Source organism: Actinospica durhamensis (assembly GCF_018139695.1).
Taxonomy (GTDB): domain Bacteria; phylum Actinomycetota; class Actinomycetes; order Streptomycetales; family Catenulisporaceae; genus Actinospica; species Actinospica durhamensis.
This window is the reverse complement of sequence record NZ_JAGSOG010000145.1, coordinates 1-21,797: the sequence shown is the minus strand read 5'-3', so window position 1 is coordinate 21,797 and position 21,797 is coordinate 1. Positions and strand designations below refer to the sequence as shown.

Sequence of the window (21,797 nt, the reverse complement as noted above, 5' to 3'; positions counted from 1 at the left end):
GCGGTGGGGGACGGCGGCGCGCTCGAGGCCACCGTGCCCTGCTCCACCACGAGCGTGGCCGGGTGGCCGCCGACCGAGATCTGGGCCGTGGTCGCTCCGGCCTCCGAGTCCTGCTGCACCGTGTCCGAGGCCCGGCCGACCGCGTCGGAGGCGCTGAGGTAGGTGGAGATCGAGACCTCCACCTCGCCCGCGCTCTGCTGCCCGAAGGAGTCGAGTCCGACCCCGAACACGCACGCCACCCGGCCGGTCCGGCCGATACTGGCCAGCGCCGCGTACGCGCCGTAGTCCGTGCCGATCGGCACGCCGGCGCCGAACACGTTCTGCAGCTGGGCCGTGGTGAGCAGGTCGGAGCAGTCCTTGGGCAGCGCGCTCGCGGCCTCGACCGGCCCGGACAGCGGCGAGTACGAGCTCGGAGCGGCCGAGGGGCGGGCGGCGGTCGTGGCGCTGGACGAGACGGCGGCGGCGTTCTGGGACGAGCGCAGCAGCGAGCAGCCGCCCAGCGCGAGCGCCGCGCCGGCCCCGGCGGCCGCGACGGCGAGCATCCGAGTCCTCACGCCCCGACACGCTACCGCATCCGAGCGTCCCGGTCCGGGTATGCGCCTGCTGATCCGCCCGCGCCGGATCCGCCGCCCCGCAACGGGATCCGCCGCCGGCATCCGCGGCCTCAGTCCTGCGGTCGGATCTCGAAGATCGGCTGGGTCGCGGAGAAGCGCGCCTCGACCGAGGCCCGCACCTCCTGCAGCGCCGGTTCCAGCTCGAGCACCGGCGGCTCCGGCGAGTTGGGGCCGAACGCGGCCGGGGCCGAGGCCGCCCTGGCCTGGAGCACCGCGTGGGTGGCCCGGTGCACCTCGGTCTGCATCAGGCCGGAGTCGGCCACCTCGATCAGGCCGGTGATCCGGGCGCCGAGCGCCTCGGCGTAGTCCTGCGCCCGGGTCAGCGCCTCGCCCACGGCGCGGGTCCTGGCCTTGCGGTAGACCGGCGAGGTGCGCCGCAGCCGCCAGCGCGGGCCCTCCAGGTGCGCGGCCTCCAGGTCGGCCACCCGCGAGACGATCTCGCCGAGCGCCGCGAAGTCCGCTATCGACACCTCCACCCGCACCACGCCGCGGTACGAGCGGACCTTCTCGTCCCGCCCGCCCTTGCGCACCTCCGGGTGCACCGCCACCCCGGAGGACTCCACCTTCTCCACCGAGTCGCCGTAGGAGCGCAGCAGTTCGAGCAGCTCGTCGTTGCGTTTCACGAGCCGTTCGAACGCCTCGCGCCGCTCCTTCGCCTGGGCCGCGACCACCACGGTCAGGTCCACCAGCTCGGGTTCCACCGTCAACAACGCCTCGCCGCGCACACTGATGACCGCGGGGGAGCCCACCTGCTCCACCACGGCCGACGCGGTCACACGGGCAGGATCGTGCGCATGGTCCATGGCGTCCGCACTCCATTCGTCCCGACCTTCGAGGGCCCGGGGAAGGGACTGTCGGTCGTGCCGCGGTCGACCGATGTTCGCACGCCCTTCGCCGTATGGTCCGACGCTAGCGGAACCGGAGCCCTCCGGGCGGTGGGCGGGGCCGAGCGCTATGGATTCGAAACATGAACGGGTGCTTGGGCCGCCCGCGGCGCCGATCCGCGGCGCCCGGCCGGGCGCGTATCGGAGCGCGCCGCGAATCCGTGTCCCAGGGCCGGGAATGGCCGCGCCGCCTCGATCGTTGGCAGACTAGAGAGGGAAGGACGTGCGCCGTCCGCGCATCCCGTAACCGCCGCGTCGCGCGTCCTGGCCGCCGCGGACGACCGCCGACCTAGGAGAAGGGTGAGACCGTGGCTGATCCCACCGCTGCCCGGGCGCTGTACACATACGATTCGGACGGCCTCGCCGCCCTGGCCGAGGCTCGCGAGCCGGCCCGCGCGAGCCTGACCGGGCAGCGACGTGACGACCTGGTGCTGCTCTACCACTTCAACGGCTTCATGGACGCCGGGCAGGCGGCCGAGCAGGCGCTGGACTATCTGCTCGGCGGGGACGAGGCGCCGCTGGTGGCCGTGTTCGACGCCGACCGGCTGGTGGACTACCGGGCCCAGCGTCCGCTGATGACCTTCAACGGGGACCACTGGTCCTCGTACGACACGCCGGAGCTGTCGGTGCGCCTGGCCAAGGACGCGATCGGCACCCCGTTCCTGGTCTTCTCCGGCCCCGAGCCGGACACCGAGTGGGAGCTGTTCAGCCGGGCCGTGGTGAACATGGTCGAGGAGCTCGGCGTCACGCTGGCGGTCAACTTCCACGGCGTGCCCTTCGGCGTCCCGCACACCAGGCCGGTGCACCTGATCCCGCACGGCAACCGCAGCGACCTGCTGCTGGGCTACCCCAAGTGGTTCGATCAGGCCCAGGTCCCGGGCAGCGCGATGGCGCTGGCCGAGTACCGCCTCGCGCAGGCGGGCAAGGACGTGTTCGGCCTCGCCGCCCAGGTCCCGCACTACGTCTCGCGCTCGGCCTACCCGGCCGCCGCGGTGCGCATCCTGGAGGCGGTGACCGCCGCCACCGGCCTGGTGCTGCCCGCGCAGGAACTGCGCGACCGGGCCCGGCGGGTGGCCGTGCAGATCGACGCCGAGGTCAGCCAGGGCGACCAGGAGCTCAAGGGCGTCATCCGCAACCTGGAGGAGCAGTACGACGCGGCCGAGGGCGCGGCCGGCCGGCCCAACCTGCTGGCCGAGCAGACCAGGCTGCCCAGCGCGGACGAGCTGGCCAGCCAGTTCGAGGCCTTCCTGGCCGAGCACGACGAGCAGTCCGAGGGCTGAGCGCGCCGCCCTCCATCCGAACGTTCGAACGCCCGTGAGCCGGGCTCCCCGCCGACGACGGGGAGCCCGGCTCACGCGTTGTCCGCGCCGCGTCAGCCGATGACGTCGGTGGTCCAGTGCGCCGGATCGGCGCCGAGCACCTTCATCGAGGCGTAGTACGCGAGGATCCCGCCGGCCTGGTCGACGTCGGCGATCGCGCCCGTGTTGTAGGCGGTGAGCGTGAAGTCCACGCCGTCGAGGTCGTGCACGACGAGCCGCTGGTCTGGTTCGCCGTCGACCGTGGTCTTGATCAGCAGCGCCTGGTGGCCGTCGACGGTGAGGTGCTCGACGTCCTTGGCCGGAGCGTATTCGGTGCCGAACCGGGTCGCGCCCGCGCTCGGGAAGCTCGAGGTCGCGGCCGCGGTGAAGAAGTCGAGCTCCGAGGAGGTGGAGTCGCCCGGGGACGACATCGGCTTCGAGTAGCTGAGGTCGACGCCTGTCCAGGTTTCGCGCGCCTGCGGCCCACGGGCGGCCGCGGGAGCCTGCTGCCACAGGATGTCCATGGTCTCGAGGCCGGCCGGAAGCGACGGAAGGTGGAAGGGCAATGGGAGCGCCTGGGCCGGGTGGAAGCGCAGGCCCTCGGCGACCTTCACGACCGTGGGGACGATGTCGCTGGAGGCGTCCTTGCCCACGTTGCCGTTCAGCACCGCCCACTGGTTCGGCGCGTACTGCCAGTCCAGCTCGACGTATCCGTCGAACCGCGAGGTCTCGTCCGGAGCGATGCCCCAGTAGGCCGCGTGGCCGTTGACGTCGGGGGCCTTCTGGTCGCACGGGACCGTCGTGATCCTCACCCCGGCCTCACCGGTGGCCGACGCCGGGGCGGAAGCGCCGGTCGCGACCGCACTCGAGCAGCCGTTCGGCGGCTTCTGCCCGGACCGCAGCGTCATCACCTGCAGGTCGAACTGGGTGGTCCCGTCGCTCGCGGTGATCGAGTCGCCGGTGGATCCGGTCAGGTGCAGGCCCGCGGGCAGCCAGCCGAAGGTCATCACGACCGTCAACGGGTCCTTCGCCCGGGACGCGGCCGCGGTGCCGGTGACCGCGGGCACGGCCCTGCCCGCGGACGGCGCGGAGTGCGTCAGGAACGCCAGGATCAGGGTGAGCACCAGGCAGGTGCCGGCCACCCCGCCGCCCAGGCCCGCGGCCCGTCGGCGTCGGCGTGCGCTCAGGCCGTGCGCCAGCGCCTGGTCGAGATCGAGGGCACAGGCAGGCGCATCCGTCTCGACCAGGGTGCGCAGTTCGGCGGTCAGGTCCGCGCCGCGGTACGTCATGGCTTGCTCCCTTCCACGTGGACGGCGGTGCGGGCGGAGTTGATCAGGGTGAAGGTGGCGGGGGCGAGGTCGGCCGCGGCGTCCTCGTCGGTGAGCGTGCGGCGCAGTGCGGTCAGAGCCCGCGCGGTCTGGCTCTTCACGGTGCCGGGGGCGCAGCCGAGGATTTCCGCGACCTCCAGCACCGAAAGCTCGTCGTAGTAGCGCAGGATCACCGTGGCGCGCTGGCGCGGCGGCAGCGCGGCGAGGGCGGCGCGCAGGTCCAGGGCGTCGGACGGATCCGGTGCCTCGACGGCGCCGTCGGTGTTCTCCCAGTGCGGGATGACCCGCTTCCACCACGGCGAGCGCTGTTCCGCGAGGAACGTGTTGACCAGGATCTTGCGCGCGTACGCGTCCAGGTTCTCGATCCGGTCGGCCCGCGGCCAGCGGGCGTACAGCCGCATCGCGGTGGTCTGCAGCAGGTCGTCGGCCCGGTGCCAGTCCTGGCAGAGCATGTACGCGACTCCGCGCAGCCAGGTCTGGCGCGCGGCGAAGTACTCGGTGAAGGCGGTCGCGGCGTCCTGATCCGTCATCCGCCGCCCTCCTCGGGCCGTGGCTTGCTCGGTGATCTCATGCAATGCAGATGTCGCGGCCCGGTACGGGGTTGCATGCCGCCGCGGAAGTTCTTCGGTGGAGGGCGCCCGTGTGCGGTTGAGGACCCGTCAGACCGTCGCGGCGCGCTGCGTCCGCGTCTCCTCCGCCGCCGTTGACGGATCGTCAGGCCGCGGCGTCGGCCAGGTTCAGCGTGCGCCAGGGGCTGGCCGGGTCCTCGCACAGGATCCGGTGCACCTTGCGCAGCGGGCGGTAGTACTGCTTGCGCTCGAGGTCGCCGAAGTGCAGCAGCCGGCCCAGCAGGTAGCCGGTGGAGAACTCGCGCCAGTCCCGGTAGTGCGCGGCGGCCAGGTCTCCGGCGCGCAGCACGGCCTCGCGCGCCTCCTCCTGGTCGCACAGGCGGATCGCCGTGGCCCAGCGGGCCAGGTTCACCGCGCGGCCGAAGTACCACGCCTGGACCGGGGGCGGATCGCGGGTGGCGTCCGGGTCGGCGACGCCGTCGCGGCGCAGCGCGGCCAGGTGCGCGGCGACCACGTCCGTCTCACTCTGCCAGACCTCGACCGCCGTGCCCTCGGCGCGCAGCAGTTCCTCAAGCTCCGCGCGCCACTGGTCCGTCGCGGTGATCCGCCAGCCGTCGCGCAGCAGCCGCGCGTCGGCCGGATAGTCGTTGTACACCTGGCCGATCGCGTTCCACGGCACCTCGTTCTGCACCGCCAGGTGCGCGCCGCAGGCCAGCGCGGCGGCCAGCGCGCCCTCGCGCTCCCAGCTGTCGAGCGCGGTGAGCCGGTCGCCGTAGTCGGCCAGCGGACGGATCTCCTCCGGGTGCGCGTCCACCCAGGCCGCCAGCTTCTTCACCGGTATCCGGCCCTCGTGATCCGTACCCTGATTCACCACCAGCTGCCAGGTGAGCGGACGGCAGCGGCGCAGCATCGAGCGCAGCGTCATGGCGTGGTAGACCAGACGCGGCCCCGGGTCCACGGTCTGATTGGGCGTCACCGCGAACACCCGCTTCGCCCCGCCCATGTCCTGCACCAGGCCCAGCGGGGCCTCCGGGTCGTCCAGCCCCTCGTCCGCCAGCCGGCGCGAGCCGAAGACCAGCACGTGCGTATCCGACAGGGCTCGCAGATAACCGTCGAGGTCGCCGCGGCGCAACGCCTCACGCAGGCGTTGCTCCACCGTGGCGGCCTGCGGTACCACGACTCCCATCGACGCACCCCCGAAGCGAAGAGAAAAAATCCTGCCCAGTCTATTCGAGACCCCTGATGAAGGACGAGCCCGCGCAATTGCGCGTTCCCCTTCCCTCGGGGCGCCGGACGGGGTATGGTCAAGGGCATTGAGGCGCGTTCCACTATCTCCCCCCCGTAGTGGAATGCAGACCTCCCACCGGTCCTCAGTGACCGTGTCCGGTGGCCCCGCGCTCCCCCCGTGGCGCGGGGCCACCCTCTTTTCCCCGCCTTTTCCGCGCCTCCTCCCGCGCGCCGGTGACGGCCCGTCACAACCGCTTACCCAGGAGCGCGCCCGGCGGTAGGGTGACGCAGACGGTTCCGGTGGGAGGGGCCGCGCAGAGGGATCAAGGGGGCTGGGAACCATGCCGGGCGTACGGAATGTGATCTCCACACTCGACGCGCAGGGCCGCGAGGTGATGGGTCCGGGGGTGCTGCTCTACCACTACGCGGATCCCAACATCCTCAACGGATCGCTGATCACGGTCGAGTCCAACCACTTCTGCGTGCTCAAGTCGCGCGGAGCCATCCTCAACGTCTACGACACCGGCCAGTTCCAGCTCGAGACGCCGGACCGGCCGCTGTTCGGCTCGATGCAGCGCTCCTTCTACGGCGGGCAGTCGCCGTGGCAGTACGAGGTCATCTACATCAACCGGTCCAAGAGCGTGATCAAGTGCCGCGGCACGGCGCTGTCCCGGGAGATGGCCGAGCTCGCCTACGAGGTCGACTACTACATCCACGTGGAGACCAAGGAGGACGCGCTCAAGCTGGTGCAGCACATGCCGGTGGCCGGACACTCGGTCAACGCCAACGAGATCAACGACTACGCCGCGCCGGTGGTCGAGCAGGCGGTCAACCAGATCGTCCAGGTCACCCCGCTCGAGCAGGTCAACGAGAAGATCCACGAGATCAGCGAACTGGTCGCCGGGCACCTGCAGGACTTCCTCGCCGTCTACGGGATCACCCTGAACGACGTCAAGGTGCTGATCTCGCCGAAGGACGAGCGGATGCGCGAGCTGCTCTCGCTGCGCGCCTTCGGCATGACCGAGCAGGAGGCCATGCGCGCCTACCTGGCCCTCAAGCTGGCCGACAAGGGCATGGCCGTGGCCGTCAACGCGCTGCTCGGCGAGCCGCTGCAGGTCGCCCTGCTGCCCTCGAACCTCTACGGCGACATCTCCCAGCTCGGCTTCGGCAACGCCTCGGGCAACGCGTCCGACCGCCGATGACGCACGGGGCGTTCGAGCCGCTGCTCGGAGTCGACCGGTACACCGACGCCGGCCGGCTGCGCGCGGACGACCTCGCCGTCCGTTCGTACGCGGCCGAGCTGCTCGCCCGCGCGGCGCAGCGGATCGGCGAGGCCGTGGTGGACTACCAACGCAGCATCCTGCCGCCCTCCACCCGGGAGCAGCCCTTCCCGCCGGCCGAGCTGAAGCTGCCGATGGACGTCGGGCGCCGCTGCCAGCAGCGCTACACGGCGGTCGCCGACCGGCTGCGCAACGCCCCGTTCCCGCCGGACCCGAAGAAGGCATGGAAGCGGCTGCGCGGCCCGGGCGCGGCGCAGCTGCTCGAGCTCGACCAGGTGCTGCACCGGCAGGCGGAACTCGCGGCGGGCGTGATCGAGGGCGTGTCCGCGCCGAGCCTGAGCGAACTGCCGGTCCGGGAGGCCGAGAGCGCGCTCGCGGACCTCACCCGCACCCTGGACGAGCGGCTGAGCTACCTCAGCGGGCTGTGACGCGGGCGGCTGACGGCCTTTCGGCCGTCAGCCGACGACCTGTCAGTACACGCGCGCGGCTCGGCTCAGCCGACCAGGCGCAGCACCGCGTCGAGCCCGCGCTCGCCGGTCCTGGGCTCGGACGGCAGCAGGTAGGCGCGCAGGTTCGCGCTCACCGCGCCGCCGTCGCGCGGGGCGTTGTCGCCGACCATGAGGGTGCGCCGCGGGTCCGCGCCGAGGTCGGCGCAGGCCTTGAGGAACATCCGCGGGTCCGGCTTCTCCAGGCCGAGCTCGTAGGAGAGCGCGTACGCCGCGACGTGCTCGCCCAGGCCGTGCCCGGCGAAGATCGGGCGCAGGTCGAACGGGATGTCGCTGACCACGCCGACCGGGATGCCGCGGGCCGCGAGCTCGCGCAGCACCGGCGCGGTGTCCGGGTACGGATACCAGGTCTCGGCCAGCAGCACCTGCTCGTAGGCCAGCTCCTCGACCCCGGCGAGCGCCGGGACCTCGCGGAACCAGGCGAGCGTCGCGTCGCGGTGGCGCTGCGGCGAGGTGTCCCGCTCGAACTGCGCCTCGACCACGTGCGCCAGTCCGGCCGCAGCGCGCACCTGGGCGGCCACCTCGACCGCGTCGATGCTGCCCGGCTCGCGCCCGGCCCGCTCCCAGATCCGGGTCAGGAACTGCTCGGTCGGCAGCATGCGGAACAGGGTGTTGGCGAAGTCGAAGAGCACGGCCTCGATCGGCGGCACGGGCGCGGCGAGGTCCTCGTCCGCGGTCGGGAACGCGGTCGGCAGGCTGTACAGGTGGGCGCTCATGGATCTCATTCTGGCATCCGCGGGCGGGGCGCAATCGGCCGGTGCCACGGGATGGGACGGGGTCCGGGCAGGTGACGGCGCGGCCGGCGCCGGTACGTGATCTCTCCCACATCCCCGGCCGGATTCGGGTCACGCGCGGGAGCACCAGCCGTTAACCTGGATGGCGTACACGGGCGCCTGCCGGGCCGCCCGGCCCGATCGGCGGCGGAGGGGAGCGACGGCCATGCGCCAACCGCTCAAGGAAGTGTGGGAGCGGTTCGGACCGCGTCTGCCCGAGTTGGCCTTCGAGCCCGGGCTGGTCGCGGCGGTGGACCAGCACGCGGCCGCGGTGCGCGACGTGCTCGGCGGGGCCGAGACCTACGCGCACACCCTCGGCGACTACATCGTGGGCTTCCTCGACGCGCTCGAGGAGGCCGACTGGCGCGAGCACTCCGGCTACGACTTCGCCAGCCTGCGGCTGACCGCGGTCTCCTGGCTCATCCGGGAGCACCGCCTGCCCCTGGTCTCGCATCCGCTCTGAGCCGCTGCACGCGCTCTGACCTGTGCGTTTCCCGTTGGGCCTGCAACTCGTGCGGGACCGGCCTAGGGTGAGTGACAAGCCTTTGTCCGCACTCGAGGAAGGGCTCACGATGGATGGTTTCGCGGCGAGGAACGACGCCACGGCGATCAGCGCGCGGGGCGGATTCTCGGTCAAGCCCCAGACCACGGCCAAGCCCCGGCACCGGGACGACCGCGCCCGCAAGACGGCGCACGCGCTCGAGGTGCCCCGTACCGGCAAGCCGCAGGACCGGCTGCTGGAGAACGAGGAGCCGCCGGCCGAGCTCAAGGACCAGCGGGTGCCCGTGGTGCCGCGGCGCGAGGAGCCGGAGGAGGCCAGGGAGCGGGTGCGCAAGGACATCGGCAGCCACGTGCTGGTCTTCGAACTCGGCGCGCCGGACAATCCCGAGGACCTCAACTCCGAGCCGTTCGGCGACGCGCGCGGGATCACCATGCACTGGGCCGCGCGCTGCACCAGCCACGGCGAGACCAGGTACTTCGCCGAGCACCGGCGGGCCCTGCAGGCGGTCAAGACCTCCCACACCTGGTGCTCGGGCTGCGCGGCCGCGATGGCGGCGAACCGCCGCACCCACAGCAACCGGGCGCACACCCAGTCCCGGCGGAGCGGATGAGCGGGGCGAGGCGGCCGGCGCGCCACAACGGGGAGTTTCGGATGAAACAGAGCGCGAAGAAGGAGGTGGAGCGGGCCGAGATCGCATTGCAGCGCATGCGCGCCAAGGCGGCCGACCTGCTCTCCGCCGAACTGCCGAGGCAGAGCACGTACGTCCACAAGATCCTGCGGCACCGGGAGACCGGGGTGCGGGTGCGGGTGCTCGACACCCAGGCGCCGGACGCCCCGGCCGGGCTGTTCGACCTGCCGCTGCGGTACGTGGTCGAGTGCGAGACGCACGGCGGCTCGCCGCAGTCCTATGCGACCGTGCACGCCGCGATGGGAGCCGCCCGCCGCTCCTACGACTGGTGCGAGGGCTGCGCCGCGGTGATGGGCCCGCGGCCCTCCGAGCGCAGCCGCCCGCGCACCCACGCGGACGCGCACGCCGCGCACCGCCAGCAGCACGGGCACCGCCACGGCCACGGGCACGGCCTGCACCTGCCCGAGATGCACCTGCCCGGCCACGGGCACGGCGCGGACGCGGGCGCTTCCGGTGACGGGGCGGACGCGGCCGGCCCGGGCGAGAGCGCGGACCGGAAGACGTGAACCCTCAGGTCCGGATGCGACAATACGCGTCATGACGGACGCACGGGAGATTCTGACCTGGGAGACCTTCGGGCTGGCGGGACGCGAGCTGGCCCATCAGATCGCGGCCGACGGCTATCGGCCCGACCTGATCGTCTCGGTGGCGCGCGGCGGGGTCTTCGTGGCCGGGCTGCTGGCCTACGCCCTGGACTGTAAGAACATGCACATGGTCAACGTGGAGTTCTACACCGGGGTCGGCACCACCCTGGAGATGCCGGTGATGCTGGCCCCGGTGCCGGACGTGGTGGACTTCTCCAACAAGCGGGTGCTGATCGCGGACGACGTGGCCGACTCGGGCAAGACGCTCAAACTCATCCACGACTTCTGCCGCGACACCGTGGCCGAGGTGCGCTCGGCCGTGATCTACCAGAAGCCGAGCTCCTCGGTGCGGTGCGAGTACGTGTGGCGGCACACCGACCAGTGGATCAACTTCCCGTGGAGCGACCAGCCGCCAGTGGTCGACCGCGCGGGCCAGGTGCGCGACGCGTGAGCCGGCCGGGCCGCCGCCCCCCGTGGACGGCGGCCCGGCCGACGGGCCGTCAGCTCCAGACCGGCTCGGGCACCTCGCGCACCACGCCGTCCTCGCCGATGTGCAGGTAGCGCGAGAAGCCCCGGCTGAACCAGCGGTCGTGGGTGACCGCGAGCACCGTCCCGGCGAACCCGGCCAGGCCCTGCTCCAGCGCCTCGGCGCTGGCCAGGTCCAGGTTGTCGGTCGGCTCGTCGAGCAGCAGCAGGGTGGCGCCGGACAGTTCGAGCAGCAGGATCAGAAACCGTGCCTGCTGGCCGCCGGAGAGCTGCTCGAAGCGCACGTCGCCCTGCGCGGCGAGCTCGTAGCGGCTGAGCGCGGGCATGGCCTGGTCCCGCGGCAGGCTCGGGCGCCGCGTGTCGCCGCGCCAGAGGATCTCGATCAGGGTCTGGCCGACGAGCTCGGGGCGGTCGTGCGTCTGGGAGAAGTGCCCGGGCACCACCCGCGCGCCGAGCCGGGCCACGCCTTCGTGCGCGACCTGGGCGAGCGGGGTGAGCGGCTCGGTCTCCGGGTCGGTGCCGCCGCGTCCGAGCAGCCGCAGCAGGTGCGACTTGCCGGTGCCGTTCGCGCCGAGCACGGCGATCCGGTCGCCGTACCAGGCCTCGAAGTCGAACGGGAGGGTCAGCCCGGCCAGCTCCAGCTGCTCGCACCGCACCACCCGCTTGCCGGTGCGCCCGCCGTCCAGGCGCATCCGGATGTTCTGCTCCTTCGGCGGGATCGGCGGCGGGCCGTCGGCCTCGAACTTCGCCAGCCGGGTACGCGCGGCCTGGAGCCGGCTGGCCATGTCGGCGTTGTGCCTCGCCTTGTTCTGGTAGAGCTGTACCAGCTCCCTGAGCTTCAGGTGCTCCTCGTCCCAGCGGCGCCGGTCCTCGTCCAGCCGCTCGTGCCGGGCGGCGCGGGCCTCGTGCCAGGAGGCGAACGAACCGGGGTGCACCCAGGCCGTGCCGCCCTCCACCCCGACCACCGTGGTGGCCGTGTTGGCCAGCAGCTCCCGGTCGTGCGAGACGAACAGCAGCGTCTTCGAGCTCTCCTTCAGCCGCTGCTCGAGCCAGAGCTTGCCGGGCACGTCGAGGAAGTTGTCCGGCTCGTCGAGCAGCAGCACCTCGTCCTCGCCGCGCAGCAGCAGGTCGAGCGCGAACCGCTTCTGCTGGCCGCCCGAGAGCGTGCGCACCGGGCGGTCGCGCACCTCGTCCCAGCCGAGGCCGAGCACGCCCACGGCGACGGTGTCGAAGACCACCTCGAGCTCGTAGCCGCCGGCGTCGCCCCAGGCCGTGAGCGCGTCGGCGTACTTGAGCTGGGCGCGTTCGTCCGCGTCCGGGGCGGCGATGGCGGCCTCGGCCCCGGCCAGGCGTTCGCCGACGGCGCGCAGCGCGGGGGAGCACAGGGAAAGGGCGAGCGCGGCCAGCGTGGTCTCGTCCCCGATCATGCCGATGAACTGGCGCATCACCCCGAGCCCGCCGCCGCGGGCGATCGTGCCGGCGGACGGGGCGGTGTCGCCGGCCACCATCCGCAGCAGGGTGGTCTTGCCCGCGCCGTTCGGCCCGACCAGCGCCACCTTCGCGCCCTCGCCGACCCGGAAGTCCACGTCCCGCAGCAGCATCCGGCCGTCCGGCAGCCGATAACCCACCCCGGAAAGATCCACGTAGCCCATGGGGTCGCAGTATGTCCCGGCGGCGGCCGCTTTGTCACCCGGTTATGGACCGGCCCGCCCCGCGGCAACGAGGCGGGCCGGCATTACAGTGCGGTGCACGGGATCACTGCATCTGGAGAAGTCGCGTGCCCGCACTGCGGGAGATGATACGCGGAGGCTGTCAGGACTCTCCAGAGCCGTCCACGGCGGGCGCGGCCCGTGGTGTACGCGGTTCGTGACGCACCGTTCTGACTGAGGAAATTCTGAGTGTCTTAAGGTAGCGCTCCGTGGCGGTGGTACGGGTGCTGAGCTGGGTTCCGCCCGCTACCGATCCGCCCGCGTGACAAGGGGAGAATACCGGGGACGAACCGGTTAAGTCCACCGTGAAAGCACTTCGGATTTCCTTATGGTGTCACTGTATTCTGCCCGCCGCGCAATGTGCATATCAGTGCTCTGCATTACATGCCCCAATGGATCAATCCGGGACTTCCCTCGTCACCGCACTGTCCGTGTGTTGATATGACGGGGCACGGCGGCCGACGCTGTTCACAAGGCGCTCACCTATATCGGTGATCGAAGATACTTGCCACGGTGAGACTCACCTGCGTCGGCAACGCCGACTCGGCGTCGTCCCGCGGCAACGGGGCCTCGTCGAAAGTCACGCACGGTAGCTGTATTTAAGGAGAAGTCGCGTGCGCGCTCTTCGTACTGTGGTCCTCGCGGGGGTGGCCGTCGCCACCCTCGCGGTGAGCACTGGTGTGGCCCTGGCGGACCCGTCCTCGACGCCGCCCGTCACGGCGATCGTGGCCACCGGTTCGGACACCATCCAGTTCCTGGCCGACCAGTGGTCGACCGACTACAACGCCACCAGCCCCACGAACCCGTTCTACAGCTGGGACGCGGTGAACCCGACCACCGGGGCCACCGGCGACACCATCGAGACCAAGAACGACTCGAACTGCTCGATCGCCCGGCCGAACGGTTCCGGCGCCGGCATCGCCCAGCTCGAGGCCAAGCTGCAGAACACGGCCAAGACCGAGTACTGCGTGGACCTGGCCCGCGCCTCCCGCAACATCAAGTCCTCCGACGGCACCGGCATCACCTCGGTCGTGTTCGCCAAGGACCTGATCACCTACTCGATCTACAACGGCGGCAACGGGGTCACCAACCTCACCGACACCGACCTGACCGCGATCTACTCCTGCAACGCCTCGCTGATCAGCTCGTCCTACACGGACGCCCCGGTCACCTGGAACGAGGTCGGCGGCACCAGCACCGCCGCCGTCATCCCGGTGCTCCCGCAGGCCAGCTCCGGCACCCGGCAGCAGTGGCTGACCGACATCGGCAGCCCGACCCTGGGCACCTGCGTGGTCAACGGCGCCAACAGCTCCGGCGGCGTGATCGAGGAGAACGAGGGCACCAACGCCGAGTTCACCTCGACCGGCAACCCGACCGGCTACAAGAACGTGCTCTTCCCGTTCTCCGGCGGCAGCTACGTCTGCCAGGCGGACACCGGTAAGTGCCCGAACGCCACCGGCAGCCTCAAGCTCGAGGACATCGACAGCAAGGCCCCGCTGACCTCGGCGAACGTGATCAACGTGAGCGGCCTGACGGCCTTCCCGTCGACCTACATCCGCAGCCTGTTCCTGGTCTCGCTCAACGCCGGCACGGCCGCCTCCCCGTCGATCCCGACCAGCCCGATCAACCTGCGGGCCCTGCTCGGCAACGGCGACAAGAGCGGCTGGATCTGCGGCAAGAACGGCACCAGCACCACGGCGGCCACCGACATCACGAACTACGGGTTCGTCGTCGCCTCCAACTGCGGCACGCTGACCGGCCAGTGAGCCCCTCCCGCGGCCTGCCGCGGGAGAGCGTGAACGGCTAGCAAAAGCCAGCACCATCTCGCAACACCCTGGTGCCGCCCCGGCCAGGGGCGCAGAGGTCCCGGTGTGCCCACGGCGCACCGGGACCGGTCCCCGGCTCGCCCGTGCGGCACCACCCGCCTTCCACGCTCGGCCTTCCGGTGTGTTCGCGGACACCGGAATCCGGGCCGTAGCTCCCGCTGCGGCCCCAGTCCTCTTTCCAAGGAGAACCGACCGACATGCGTACCTCTGCCAAGCGCGCCGTCGCGCTGCCCTTGGCCGCCCTCGGCGCGGTGGCGCTGACCGGCGTCGTCGCCACCTCGGCCCAGGCGGCCGAGACCGTCAGCGGCTCCGTCACGCTGACCGTGAACGCCTCGTTCCTGCTGCAGCTGGCCCAGCACGGGATCGGCTTCGTGCCCCAGGACTACACCACGCTGAGCTACGCGAACGGCGCGGCGAGTGTCACCTACGCGGAGACCGCCGGCGACGCCGAGATCAGCACCTACTCCGGCACCGAGAGCTACTCCGGCGCCATCCTCGGGTTCGACCTCAAGACCGGCCAGACGGTGGATCTCAACACGCTCATCTTCGACCTCGGCGGCACCACCTTCTACGGTGAGTCCTCCAGCAGCGGCGGTGAGGTCCCGCTGCTCGACCTCGCCGGCGCGCAGAACGGCTACCTGAACGGCACCTCGGAGACCTACTCGGCCACGCAGCTGGTGCTCGACCCGGCCGGCGCGGACTACCTGAACAGCGCGCTGCACACCACCGCGTTCGTCGCGGGCACGGCGGTCGGCTCGTTCACCGCCGTCTGGGTCGACTAAGGGCTTGTCAGCGGCCGTACCCGCCACCCGCGAGTACGGCCTGAGCGCCGGTTCGCCACAGGGGCCCTGTGGCGAACCGGCTTCGGCGCGCACGGACGCGCACGGACACGCACGCAGCGCAGAAGTGGTGGAGGACATGAGAAAAGCGACACGCATCCGCCCCGGTTTCGGGGCACGTTTGAGGATTGCCGCACTGGTGCTGACGGCCGCCGCCGCGGTCGTCGGGTCCGGGCTCGCACCAGCGGCGAGCGCGGCCACGCCGAGTCCGGCCGTCAGCGCCGCGGCCTTGCCCGCGCCGGGACTTTCGAGCACGGACCACACGAGCTGCGCGCCGAGCGGCGAGGGCGGCACGACCTGTACGAACACCTACGGCGGGGACACCGCGTGGGACTGGTCCGCCAACGGCGGCAGCGGCGGGATGACCGGGGAGACCCCGACCGTGACGGTGGACCAGACGGTCAACCTGACCAACCAGATCGTGCACGTGTCCTGGAACAACTTCACCCCGTCCATGAACGGCAACTTCGAGGGCGGCTACCAGCAGGGCTCCGAGTTCTACCCGGTCGCGGTGTTCCAGTGCGCCGGGACGAACCCGGTGGCCAGCTTCCCGAACATGAACTGCAACAACCTGATGGTGGGCACCCCGACCTCCGGGGCGGCCGCCACCGGGGTGGAGAGCTACACACTCAGCGGTACCTCCACCAACCCCACCGACTGCCTGGGCGTGCAGCCCGCGGACACGGTGTGCGGCACCGGATACACCGACATCCAGGTGCAGACGAAGGTGCAGAACTCCACGCTCGGCTGCGACCAGACCCACGCCTGCTCGATCGTGGTGCTCCCGGTCTGGGGCGGGGACTACTCCACCCCCGACTGCGAGGACCACAGCTCGGACTACCAGGACGCCTCCTGGGCCGAGGACGTGTTCGAGCCCTGGCAGCGGGTGTGCGCCTGGAACGACGCGATGGTGGTGCCGATCACCTTCGCGCCGGTGCCCGCGACGTACTGCCCGGCCTCGGCCTACTCCTTCACCGCGGCCGGCTCGGCCATGCTGGAGAAGGCGATGGGGCAGTGGCAGCCGTCCTGGTGCCAGTCCGGCACCGGCACCGACCAGGTCGACTTCGACTACAACTCCGGGGTCAGCGAGTACCAGGCCCGCCAGCAGTTCCTGTCCGCCTCGCAGTCGGTCACCGGCAGCGTGGACGCGGCGCTGGTGACGGATCCGGCCTCGAGCGCGCTCACCGCGGGCTCCAGCCGGAAGTTCACCTACGCCCCGATCGCGACCTCGAGCATATCAATTGCCTACTATATCGATGACAATACGACGCAGGAGCCCGTCACCGACATCAAGCTCGACGCGCGGCTGCTGGCGAAACTGCTCACCCAGTCGTACTCGCTGCAGTTCGGCACCTGCCCGGCCGGACAGGTGAAGGAGAGCGCGACCTGCGACCCGGCCGTCTCCGGGAACCCGAGGACCATCTTCGAGGATCCGGAGTTCTACCAGCTCAACCCCGAGTACACCGAGGACGACTTCAAGTTCACCGGCAACGACGCGGCCGACGGCCAGTTCCTGCCGATCGTGGTCGCCGGCGAGAGCGACATGACCTGGGAGCTGACCCGCTGGATCGCCTCCGATCCGGACGCGCTGGCCTTCCTCGAGGGCAAGCCGGACCAGTGGGGCATGCACGTGAACACCGACTACGAGAAGTTCGCCTACCCGCTCTCGAGCTTCGTCGAGCAGGACCCGGGCTGGACCGACTCGAAGGGCATGAACGAGCCCTACTACAAGACCATGCAGGAGTCCTGGAACCCGGTCACCGGCGTGGACAACGTCGCGGCCGACCTGGCCGGCTGGCAGAGCAGCGACTTCCAGTTCTACGGGCTGTGCCAGAACGGCGCCACCGTCTCCGAGCCGCCGTGCGCCAACGGCATCCAGCCGAACAACCCGCGGGAACCCGTGGAGAACTTCCCGGACCGGGCGCTGTTCGCGGTGATGGACTCGGGCACCGCCGCGGCCTTCAGGTTCCCGACCGCCGAGCTGGTCAACCCGGCGGGCAACGCCGAGGGTCCGACCACGGACGCGATGTCCGCCGCGGTCAGCGCGATGAAGACCAACCCGGACGGCGTGACCCAGTACCAGGACTACGACGCCACCTCGCCGACCGCCTATCCGCTCACCGAGGTGCAGTACGCGATGGTGCCGACCTGCGGCCTGTCCTCGGCCAAGGCCGCCGCGATCGCCGACTTCCTGACGGACGTGACCGACTCGCAGACCTACGGCGTCTCGCTCGGCCAACTCCCGCCCTGGGGCGGCTACCTCGCGCTCAGCAGCGCGCAGCAGCGCAAGACGCTGGCCGCGGCCGCCGCGGTGCGCGCGCAGAACTGCAAGACGGTGAACCCGGACACCACGGTCAGCGGCAAGAAGCCGACCGGCGGCGGCGGGGGCGGCTCGACGGGGCCCACCGGCGGCGGCTCCGGCCCGGGCACCAGTCCCAGCACCGCGGCCGCGCCGAGCGCGAGCGCGTCGGCCGCCGCGTCCTCGGCCGCGTCCGCCTCGGCTTCGGCCACGCCCGCGCCGGTCGGGTTCGGCTACAAGGCCGCCGACACCAGCAGCGACGTCGGGGTGATCCTGCCGACGGCGCTGGCCGCGGGCGGGCTGCTGGCCATCGGCGGTCCGCTGGCCTACGCCTTCGGCACCGGCAGCCTGCGTCGGCCGCGGTTCTCCGCGCCCTGGCGCGGCGCGGACGGTTCCGCCGCCGCGGGCGGTGCGCCGGATCCGGAGGCCCAGCCGCAGCCGCCGTCGCAGGGCCCGGACGGAGGTGGCCTCGATGGCTGACACGACGCCCACCGAGGCGCTCGGCCCGCCGCTGTCCGGCGCGGCCGAGGTCCCGGACGTGCCGCGCCAGATCGTGGCGCGGCTGTCCGGGGCGGACCGGGCCTTCCGGGCCCTGCTGCGCGGCGGCGGCCTGGCCGTGTTCGCGATCACCGGGCTCATCGGCGGCTTCCTGCTCTACCGGGCCTGGGACACCTTCCGCGTGGCCGGCTGGAAGTTCTTCACCACCTCCACCTGGCTGCTCGGCTCCAACCACTTCGGCATCGCCTCGGTGCTGCCGAACGGCCTGGTGATCGCGCTGACCGCGCTGGTGGTCGCGGTACCCTGCGCGCTCACGGCCGCGCTGTTCATCTCCGAGTACGCCCCGGCCGTGCTCAAGCGGCCGCTGGTCGCGCTGATCGACCTGATGGCGGCGATCCCCAGCATCGTCTACGCGCTGTGGGGCGTGTTCTTCCTGCAGCCGCGGATCCTGGGCTTCTCGCGCTGGCTCTCGGACCACCTCGGCGGCGTCTTCCCGCCGTTCAAGGTGGTCGGCGGGGACATGCAGATCCTGTTCCAGGCCTCGCCGTTCGTGGCCGGGCTCATCATCTCCCTGATGGTCATCCCGATCATCACCTCGATCTGCCGCGAGGTCTTCTCCCAGGCCCCGTCCGGGGAACGGGAGGGCGCCTACGCGCTCGGCGCCAGCCGCTGGGGGATGATCCGCACCGTGGTGCTGCCCTACGGCCGCGGCGGCATGATCGGCGCGATCATGCTCGGCTTCGGCCGGGCCATGGGCGAGACCATCGTGGTCGCGCTGTTCATCTCGCCGGTCTACGTCTTCAACTGGCACGTGCTGCACACCGGCGGCCTTTCCATCCCCGGCCTGATCGCGCTCTGGTACAGCGAGTCCACCCCGACCATGATCTCGGCCCTGATGGCCGCGGGCCTCGTCCTGTTCGTGCTCACCCTGATCGTGAACGCGGTGGCCGGCGTGATCATCACCCGTTCGCGCTCTGGCGCGCAGACGGCGGATTGAGCGGAGGCAGACGATGACGGAACTCTCCACCGTGGCCGCGCCCCCGGCGCCGCCCGCCGCGCACACCCCGCGCCCCGGCCGGCCGGCCGAGGATCCGGACCTCGGCCGCCGGATCCGGCGCAGGAGCGTGACCCTGGACGGCGTGTGCGCCGTGCTCGGCTCGCTGCTCGCCTCCTTCGGCCTGGTCTGGCTGATCTACGAGCGGATCCTGCCGCTGACCGGCGCGGTCGGCTTCGCGCTGGTCTGGTACGCGGTCTTCCTGCTCTTCCTCGGCACCGTGACCGCGATGCTCTGGGGCCGGCGGGCGGTGACCGACCGGATCGTCGCGGCCCTGATGGTCACGCTCGGGCTGATCATCGTGGCGCTGATCCTCGACCAGGTCGGGTACGTGGCGTTCACCGGCCGGCACGCGCTCTTCCACTGGAACTTCGTGACCCAGACCATGGCCGAGGTCGGGCCGCTGGACCCGTTCACCCACGGCGGCGTGTGGCACGCGATGGTGGGCTCGCTCGAACAGATGGGCATCGCCACCGCGCTCGCGGTGCCGCTCGGGATCCTCGCCGCCCTGTTCCTGGTGGAGGTCGGCGGACCGATGGCCCAGGCCGTGAGGGCCCTGATCCAGGCGATGACCTCGCTGCCCGAGATCGTCGCCGGCCTGTTCGTCTACGCCCTGGTGGTGCTGACCCTCGGCCTGCCCAAGAGCGGCTTCGCGGCCGCGATCGCGCTGACCATCATGATGATCCCGTTCGTGGCCCGCTCCTCCGAGGTCATGCTCCGGCTGGTGCCGCGCAGCCTGCGCGAGGCCTCGTACGCGCTCGGGGCCAGCCAGTGGCGGACGGTGTGGACCGTGGTGCTGCCCACCGCGCGCTCCGGCCTGACCACGGCCGTGGTGCTCGGCATGGCCAGGGCGATCGGCGAGACCGCGCCGCTGCTGCTGGTGGACGGGCTCAACAACTACATGAACGCAGATCCGTTCCAGCACTGGCAGACCAGCCTGCCGCTCTACATCTTCGAATTCGTCCGCTACCCGCAGGACGCCGAGCGGGTCAGGGCCTTCGGCGCGGCCGCGGTGCTCATGGCCCTGGTGCTGATCCTGTTCACCCTGGCCCGCGTGCTCGGCGGAAAGGCGCCGGGGGAGCTGACCCGTCGACAGAAGCGGCAGATGGCCCGGGACCGGGCGCTGGCCGCCGCGGCGCGCGCCGCCGCCGAGGAAGGGGGCGACCATGGCGCCGCGTAGGACCACCCGGCTCCTGACCGCCCTGCTCGCCGCGCTGCTCGCGATCGGCGTCGGGTTCTTCCCGGCCGCCTCGCCGGCCGCCGCGGTGAGCTACGTACCGCTCGACGGCGACGGCTCCTCCTGGGCCGAACCCGCGATCCAGCAGTGGTCCAGGGACATCGCGGCCCAGGACGGGATCCAGATCAACTACACCGGCGACGGCTCGGCGCAGGGCCGGGAGAACTTCATCGTGCACCAGAACGACTTCGCCGGGTCCGACATCGCGTTCCTCAAGTCCCCCGACCCCTTCGGCTCGGGCACCGAGTCGGTGCAGTGGAACTACTCGTACATCCCCATCGTCGCGGGCGGCACCACGTTCATCTACAACCTGCACGTGGGCGGCCGGACCGTGACGGACCTGCGGCTGTCCGGGCAGACGCTGGCGAAGATCTTCACCGGCTCCATCGTGAACTGGGACGATCCGGCGATCACGCACGACTACGGCGCGCAGCTGCCGAACGAGCCGATCACCGTGGTGACCAGGTCGGACGGCTCCGGCGCCAGCTACATGTTCACCCGTTGGCTGGCCAAGGAGTATCCGTCGCTGTGGAACGCGTTCTGCGCGGCCCACGGCGGCCCGAGCCCGTGCGGTCCGACCGAGTTCTACCCGGGCTTCGCCAACTCGGTGCAGAAGAACGGCTCGGACCAGATGGCCTCCTTCCTCGCCTCCCCGATCAGCGAGGGCGCGATCGGCTACGACGAGTATGCCTACGCGCTCAACTACGGCCTGCACGCGGTCAAGATGCTCAACGCGGCCGGCTACTACACCCTGCCGACCCCGTCGAACGTGGCGATCGCGTTGCAGGCGGCCGTGATCGACGAGAACCCGAACGACGTCGACTTCCTCATGCAGGACCTCGACAACGTCTACACGAACCCTGATCCGCGCGCCTACCCGCTCTCCAGCTACAGCTACCTGATCATCCCGCGCGACAGCGGGAAGGGCTCGCTGGTGCCGGGCTGGGACACCGCGAAGGGCGTGACGCTGAGCACCTGGCTCAACTACGTGCTCTGCGGCGCCCAGCAGACCGCGGGCCAGCTCGGCTACTCGCCGCTGCCCAAGACCCTGGTGGTCGGCGGGTTCGAACAGGTGGACCACCTGCCGGGCCACATCGCCACCCCGGACCTGAGCGAACTGAACGGCTGCAACAACCCGACGTACTCCAACGGCGTCAACCACCTGATCAAGGACGCGCCGTACCCGAGCCAGTGCGACTACGAGACCGCGCCGCTGGACTGCACCGCGGGCGGCGGCGGTGGCGGCACCGGCGGGGGCACCTCCGGCAACGGGGGCACCTCCGGCGGCAGCGGCGGCTCCGGCGGCACCTCCGGCGGCTCGGGCGGTACCGGGGGAGCGAGCGCCTCGGCCGGGGCACACGCCTCCACCAGTGCCGGAGCGGGTTCCGGCGCAGGTGGCGGCTCCGGCGGCAGTGGCGGCGGGGCGGGCCAGTCCGCGTCCGCGCAGCCCATCTACGCCGAACCGGTCGCGGTGGCCTCCCGGCCCGACCAGCAGACCGGGATGGCGGTGCTGACCGTCCTGCTGATCATCGGGGCGGTGGGCGTGCCGGTGTTCGCCGGGGCCCGGATCCAACGACGCAGGAAGCGAGGCTGACC

The 21,797-nt window shown here is 71.5% G+C and carries 19 protein-coding genes and 1 pseudogene; 13 read left to right on the top strand and 7 right to left on the bottom strand.

The window, feature by feature from the left end; all coding sequences use genetic code 11:
* A pseudogene (locus tag KDL01_RS24705) lies at positions 1-554 on the bottom strand (hypothetical protein); the annotation flags it as partial.
* Between the two features lie 110 nt (positions 555-664).
* On the bottom strand, positions 665-1,390 hold the full coding sequence (locus KDL01_RS24700) for an SIMPL domain-containing protein (RefSeq protein WP_212530980.1): 726 nt from the start codon (positions 1,388-1,390) through the stop codon (positions 665-667).
* A gap of 416 nt (positions 1,391-1,806) precedes the next feature.
* On the opposite strand from KDL01_RS24700, the gene KDL01_RS24695 reads away from it, so the two are divergent.
* Positions 1,807-2,778: a proteasome assembly chaperone family protein gene (locus KDL01_RS24695; protein WP_212530979.1), complete on the top strand. Its 972-nt coding sequence runs from the start codon at positions 1,807-1,809 to the stop codon at positions 2,776-2,778.
* Between the two features lie 92 nt (positions 2,779-2,870).
* Here KDL01_RS24695 and KDL01_RS24690 read toward each other — a convergent pair whose 3' ends face one another.
* From KDL01_RS24690 to KDL01_RS24680, 3 genes are all read right to left on the bottom strand, one after another.
* On the bottom strand, positions 2,871-4,085 hold the full coding sequence (locus KDL01_RS24690; RefSeq protein ID WP_212530978.1) for a hypothetical protein: 1,215 nt from the start codon (positions 4,083-4,085) through the stop codon (positions 2,871-2,873).
* The gene (locus KDL01_RS24685) at positions 4,082-4,654 is read right to left on the bottom strand and encodes a SigE family RNA polymerase sigma factor (protein WP_212530977.1); all 573 of its coding nucleotides are present in this window, start codon (positions 4,652-4,654) and stop codon (positions 4,082-4,084) included. Before KDL01_RS24685 ends, KDL01_RS24690 begins: the two co-directional genes overlap by 4 nt.
* Positions 4,655-4,838: 184 nt before the next feature.
* Positions 4,839-5,879, bottom strand: coding sequence for a DUF1266 domain-containing protein (locus tag KDL01_RS24680; protein WP_212530976.1), 1,041 nt, complete (start codon positions 5,877-5,879; stop codon positions 4,839-4,841).
* A 382-nt stretch (positions 5,880-6,261) separates the two neighbouring features.
* On the opposite strand from KDL01_RS24680, the gene KDL01_RS24675 reads away from it, so the two are divergent.
* Both KDL01_RS24675 and KDL01_RS24670 read left to right on the top strand, forming a co-directional pair.
* A complete protein-coding gene (locus KDL01_RS24675; protein WP_212530975.1) occupies positions 6,262-7,122 on the top strand; it encodes an SPFH domain-containing protein in 861 nt (286 codons plus the stop codon).
* Positions 7,119-7,628, top strand: coding sequence for a hypothetical protein (locus KDL01_RS24670; RefSeq protein WP_212530974.1), 510 nt, complete (start codon positions 7,119-7,121; stop codon positions 7,626-7,628). The genes KDL01_RS24675 and KDL01_RS24670 overlap by 4 nt, the downstream gene beginning before the upstream one ends.
* 65 nt (positions 7,629-7,693) lie before the next feature.
* Here the strand turns inward: KDL01_RS24670 and KDL01_RS24665 are convergent, their stop codons facing one another.
* Positions 7,694-8,422, bottom strand: coding sequence for an HAD family hydrolase (locus KDL01_RS24665; protein WP_212530973.1), 729 nt, complete (start codon positions 8,420-8,422; stop codon positions 7,694-7,696).
* A 223-nt stretch (positions 8,423-8,645) separates the two neighbouring features.
* Between KDL01_RS24665 and KDL01_RS24660 the strand changes: the two genes are divergently transcribed.
* From KDL01_RS24660 to KDL01_RS24645, 4 genes are all read left to right on the top strand, one after another.
* Positions 8,646-8,942, top strand: a complete 297-nt coding sequence (locus KDL01_RS24660) for a DUF6401 family natural product biosynthesis protein (protein ID WP_212530972.1) — start codon at positions 8,646-8,648, stop codon at positions 8,940-8,942.
* A 109-nt stretch (positions 8,943-9,051) separates the two neighbouring features.
* Entirely contained in the window at positions 9,052-9,591 is a 540-nt protein-coding gene (locus KDL01_RS24655; protein ID WP_212530971.1) for a hypothetical protein, read from the top strand.
* Positions 9,592-9,632: 41 nt separating this feature from the next.
* On the top strand, positions 9,633-10,175 hold the full coding sequence (locus KDL01_RS24650) for a hypothetical protein (RefSeq protein ID WP_212530970.1): 543 nt from the start codon (positions 9,633-9,635) through the stop codon (positions 10,173-10,175).
* Between the two features lie 31 nt (positions 10,176-10,206).
* Entirely contained in the window at positions 10,207-10,704 is a 498-nt protein-coding gene (locus tag KDL01_RS24645) for a phosphoribosyltransferase (protein WP_212530969.1), read from the top strand.
* A 49-nt stretch (positions 10,705-10,753) separates the two neighbouring features.
* Here KDL01_RS24645 and KDL01_RS24640 read toward each other — a convergent pair whose 3' ends face one another.
* Positions 10,754-12,391, bottom strand: coding sequence for an ABC-F family ATP-binding cassette domain-containing protein (locus tag KDL01_RS24640; RefSeq protein ID WP_212530968.1), 1,638 nt, complete (start codon positions 12,389-12,391; stop codon positions 10,754-10,756).
* Positions 12,392-13,062: 671 nt separating this feature from the next.
* Here KDL01_RS24640 and KDL01_RS24635 point away from each other — a divergent pair.
* From KDL01_RS24635 to KDL01_RS24610, 6 genes are all read left to right on the top strand, one after another.
* Entirely contained in the window at positions 13,063-14,214 is a 1,152-nt protein-coding gene (locus tag KDL01_RS24635; RefSeq protein WP_212530967.1) for a substrate-binding domain-containing protein, read from the top strand.
* A gap of 257 nt (positions 14,215-14,471) precedes the next feature.
* On the top strand, positions 14,472-15,056 hold the full coding sequence (locus tag KDL01_RS24630; RefSeq protein WP_212530966.1) for a hypothetical protein: 585 nt from the start codon (positions 14,472-14,474) through the stop codon (positions 15,054-15,056).
* 196 nt (positions 15,057-15,252) lie between these two features.
* Positions 15,253-17,892, top strand: coding sequence for a hypothetical protein (locus KDL01_RS24625; protein ID WP_212530965.1), 2,640 nt, complete (start codon positions 15,253-15,255; stop codon positions 17,890-17,892).
* Complete coding sequence (gene pstC, locus KDL01_RS24620) at positions 17,885-18,907, top strand: phosphate ABC transporter permease subunit PstC (RefSeq protein WP_212530964.1); 1,023 nt, start codon at positions 17,885-17,887, stop codon at positions 18,905-18,907. The genes KDL01_RS24625 and pstC overlap by 8 nt, the downstream gene beginning before the upstream one ends.
* 13 nt (positions 18,908-18,920) lie before the next feature.
* Positions 18,921-20,144 carry a phosphate ABC transporter permease PstA gene (pstA, locus tag KDL01_RS24615; protein WP_212530963.1) on the top strand — a complete coding sequence of 408 codons (1,224 nt, stop codon included), beginning with the start codon at positions 18,921-18,923 and terminating at the stop codon, positions 20,142-20,144.
* Positions 20,131-21,795, top strand: a complete 1,665-nt coding sequence (locus KDL01_RS24610) for a substrate-binding domain-containing protein (protein ID WP_212530962.1) — start codon at positions 20,131-20,133, stop codon at positions 21,793-21,795. Before pstA ends, KDL01_RS24610 begins: the two co-directional genes overlap by 14 nt.
* Positions 21,796-21,797: the final 2 nt, after the last annotated feature.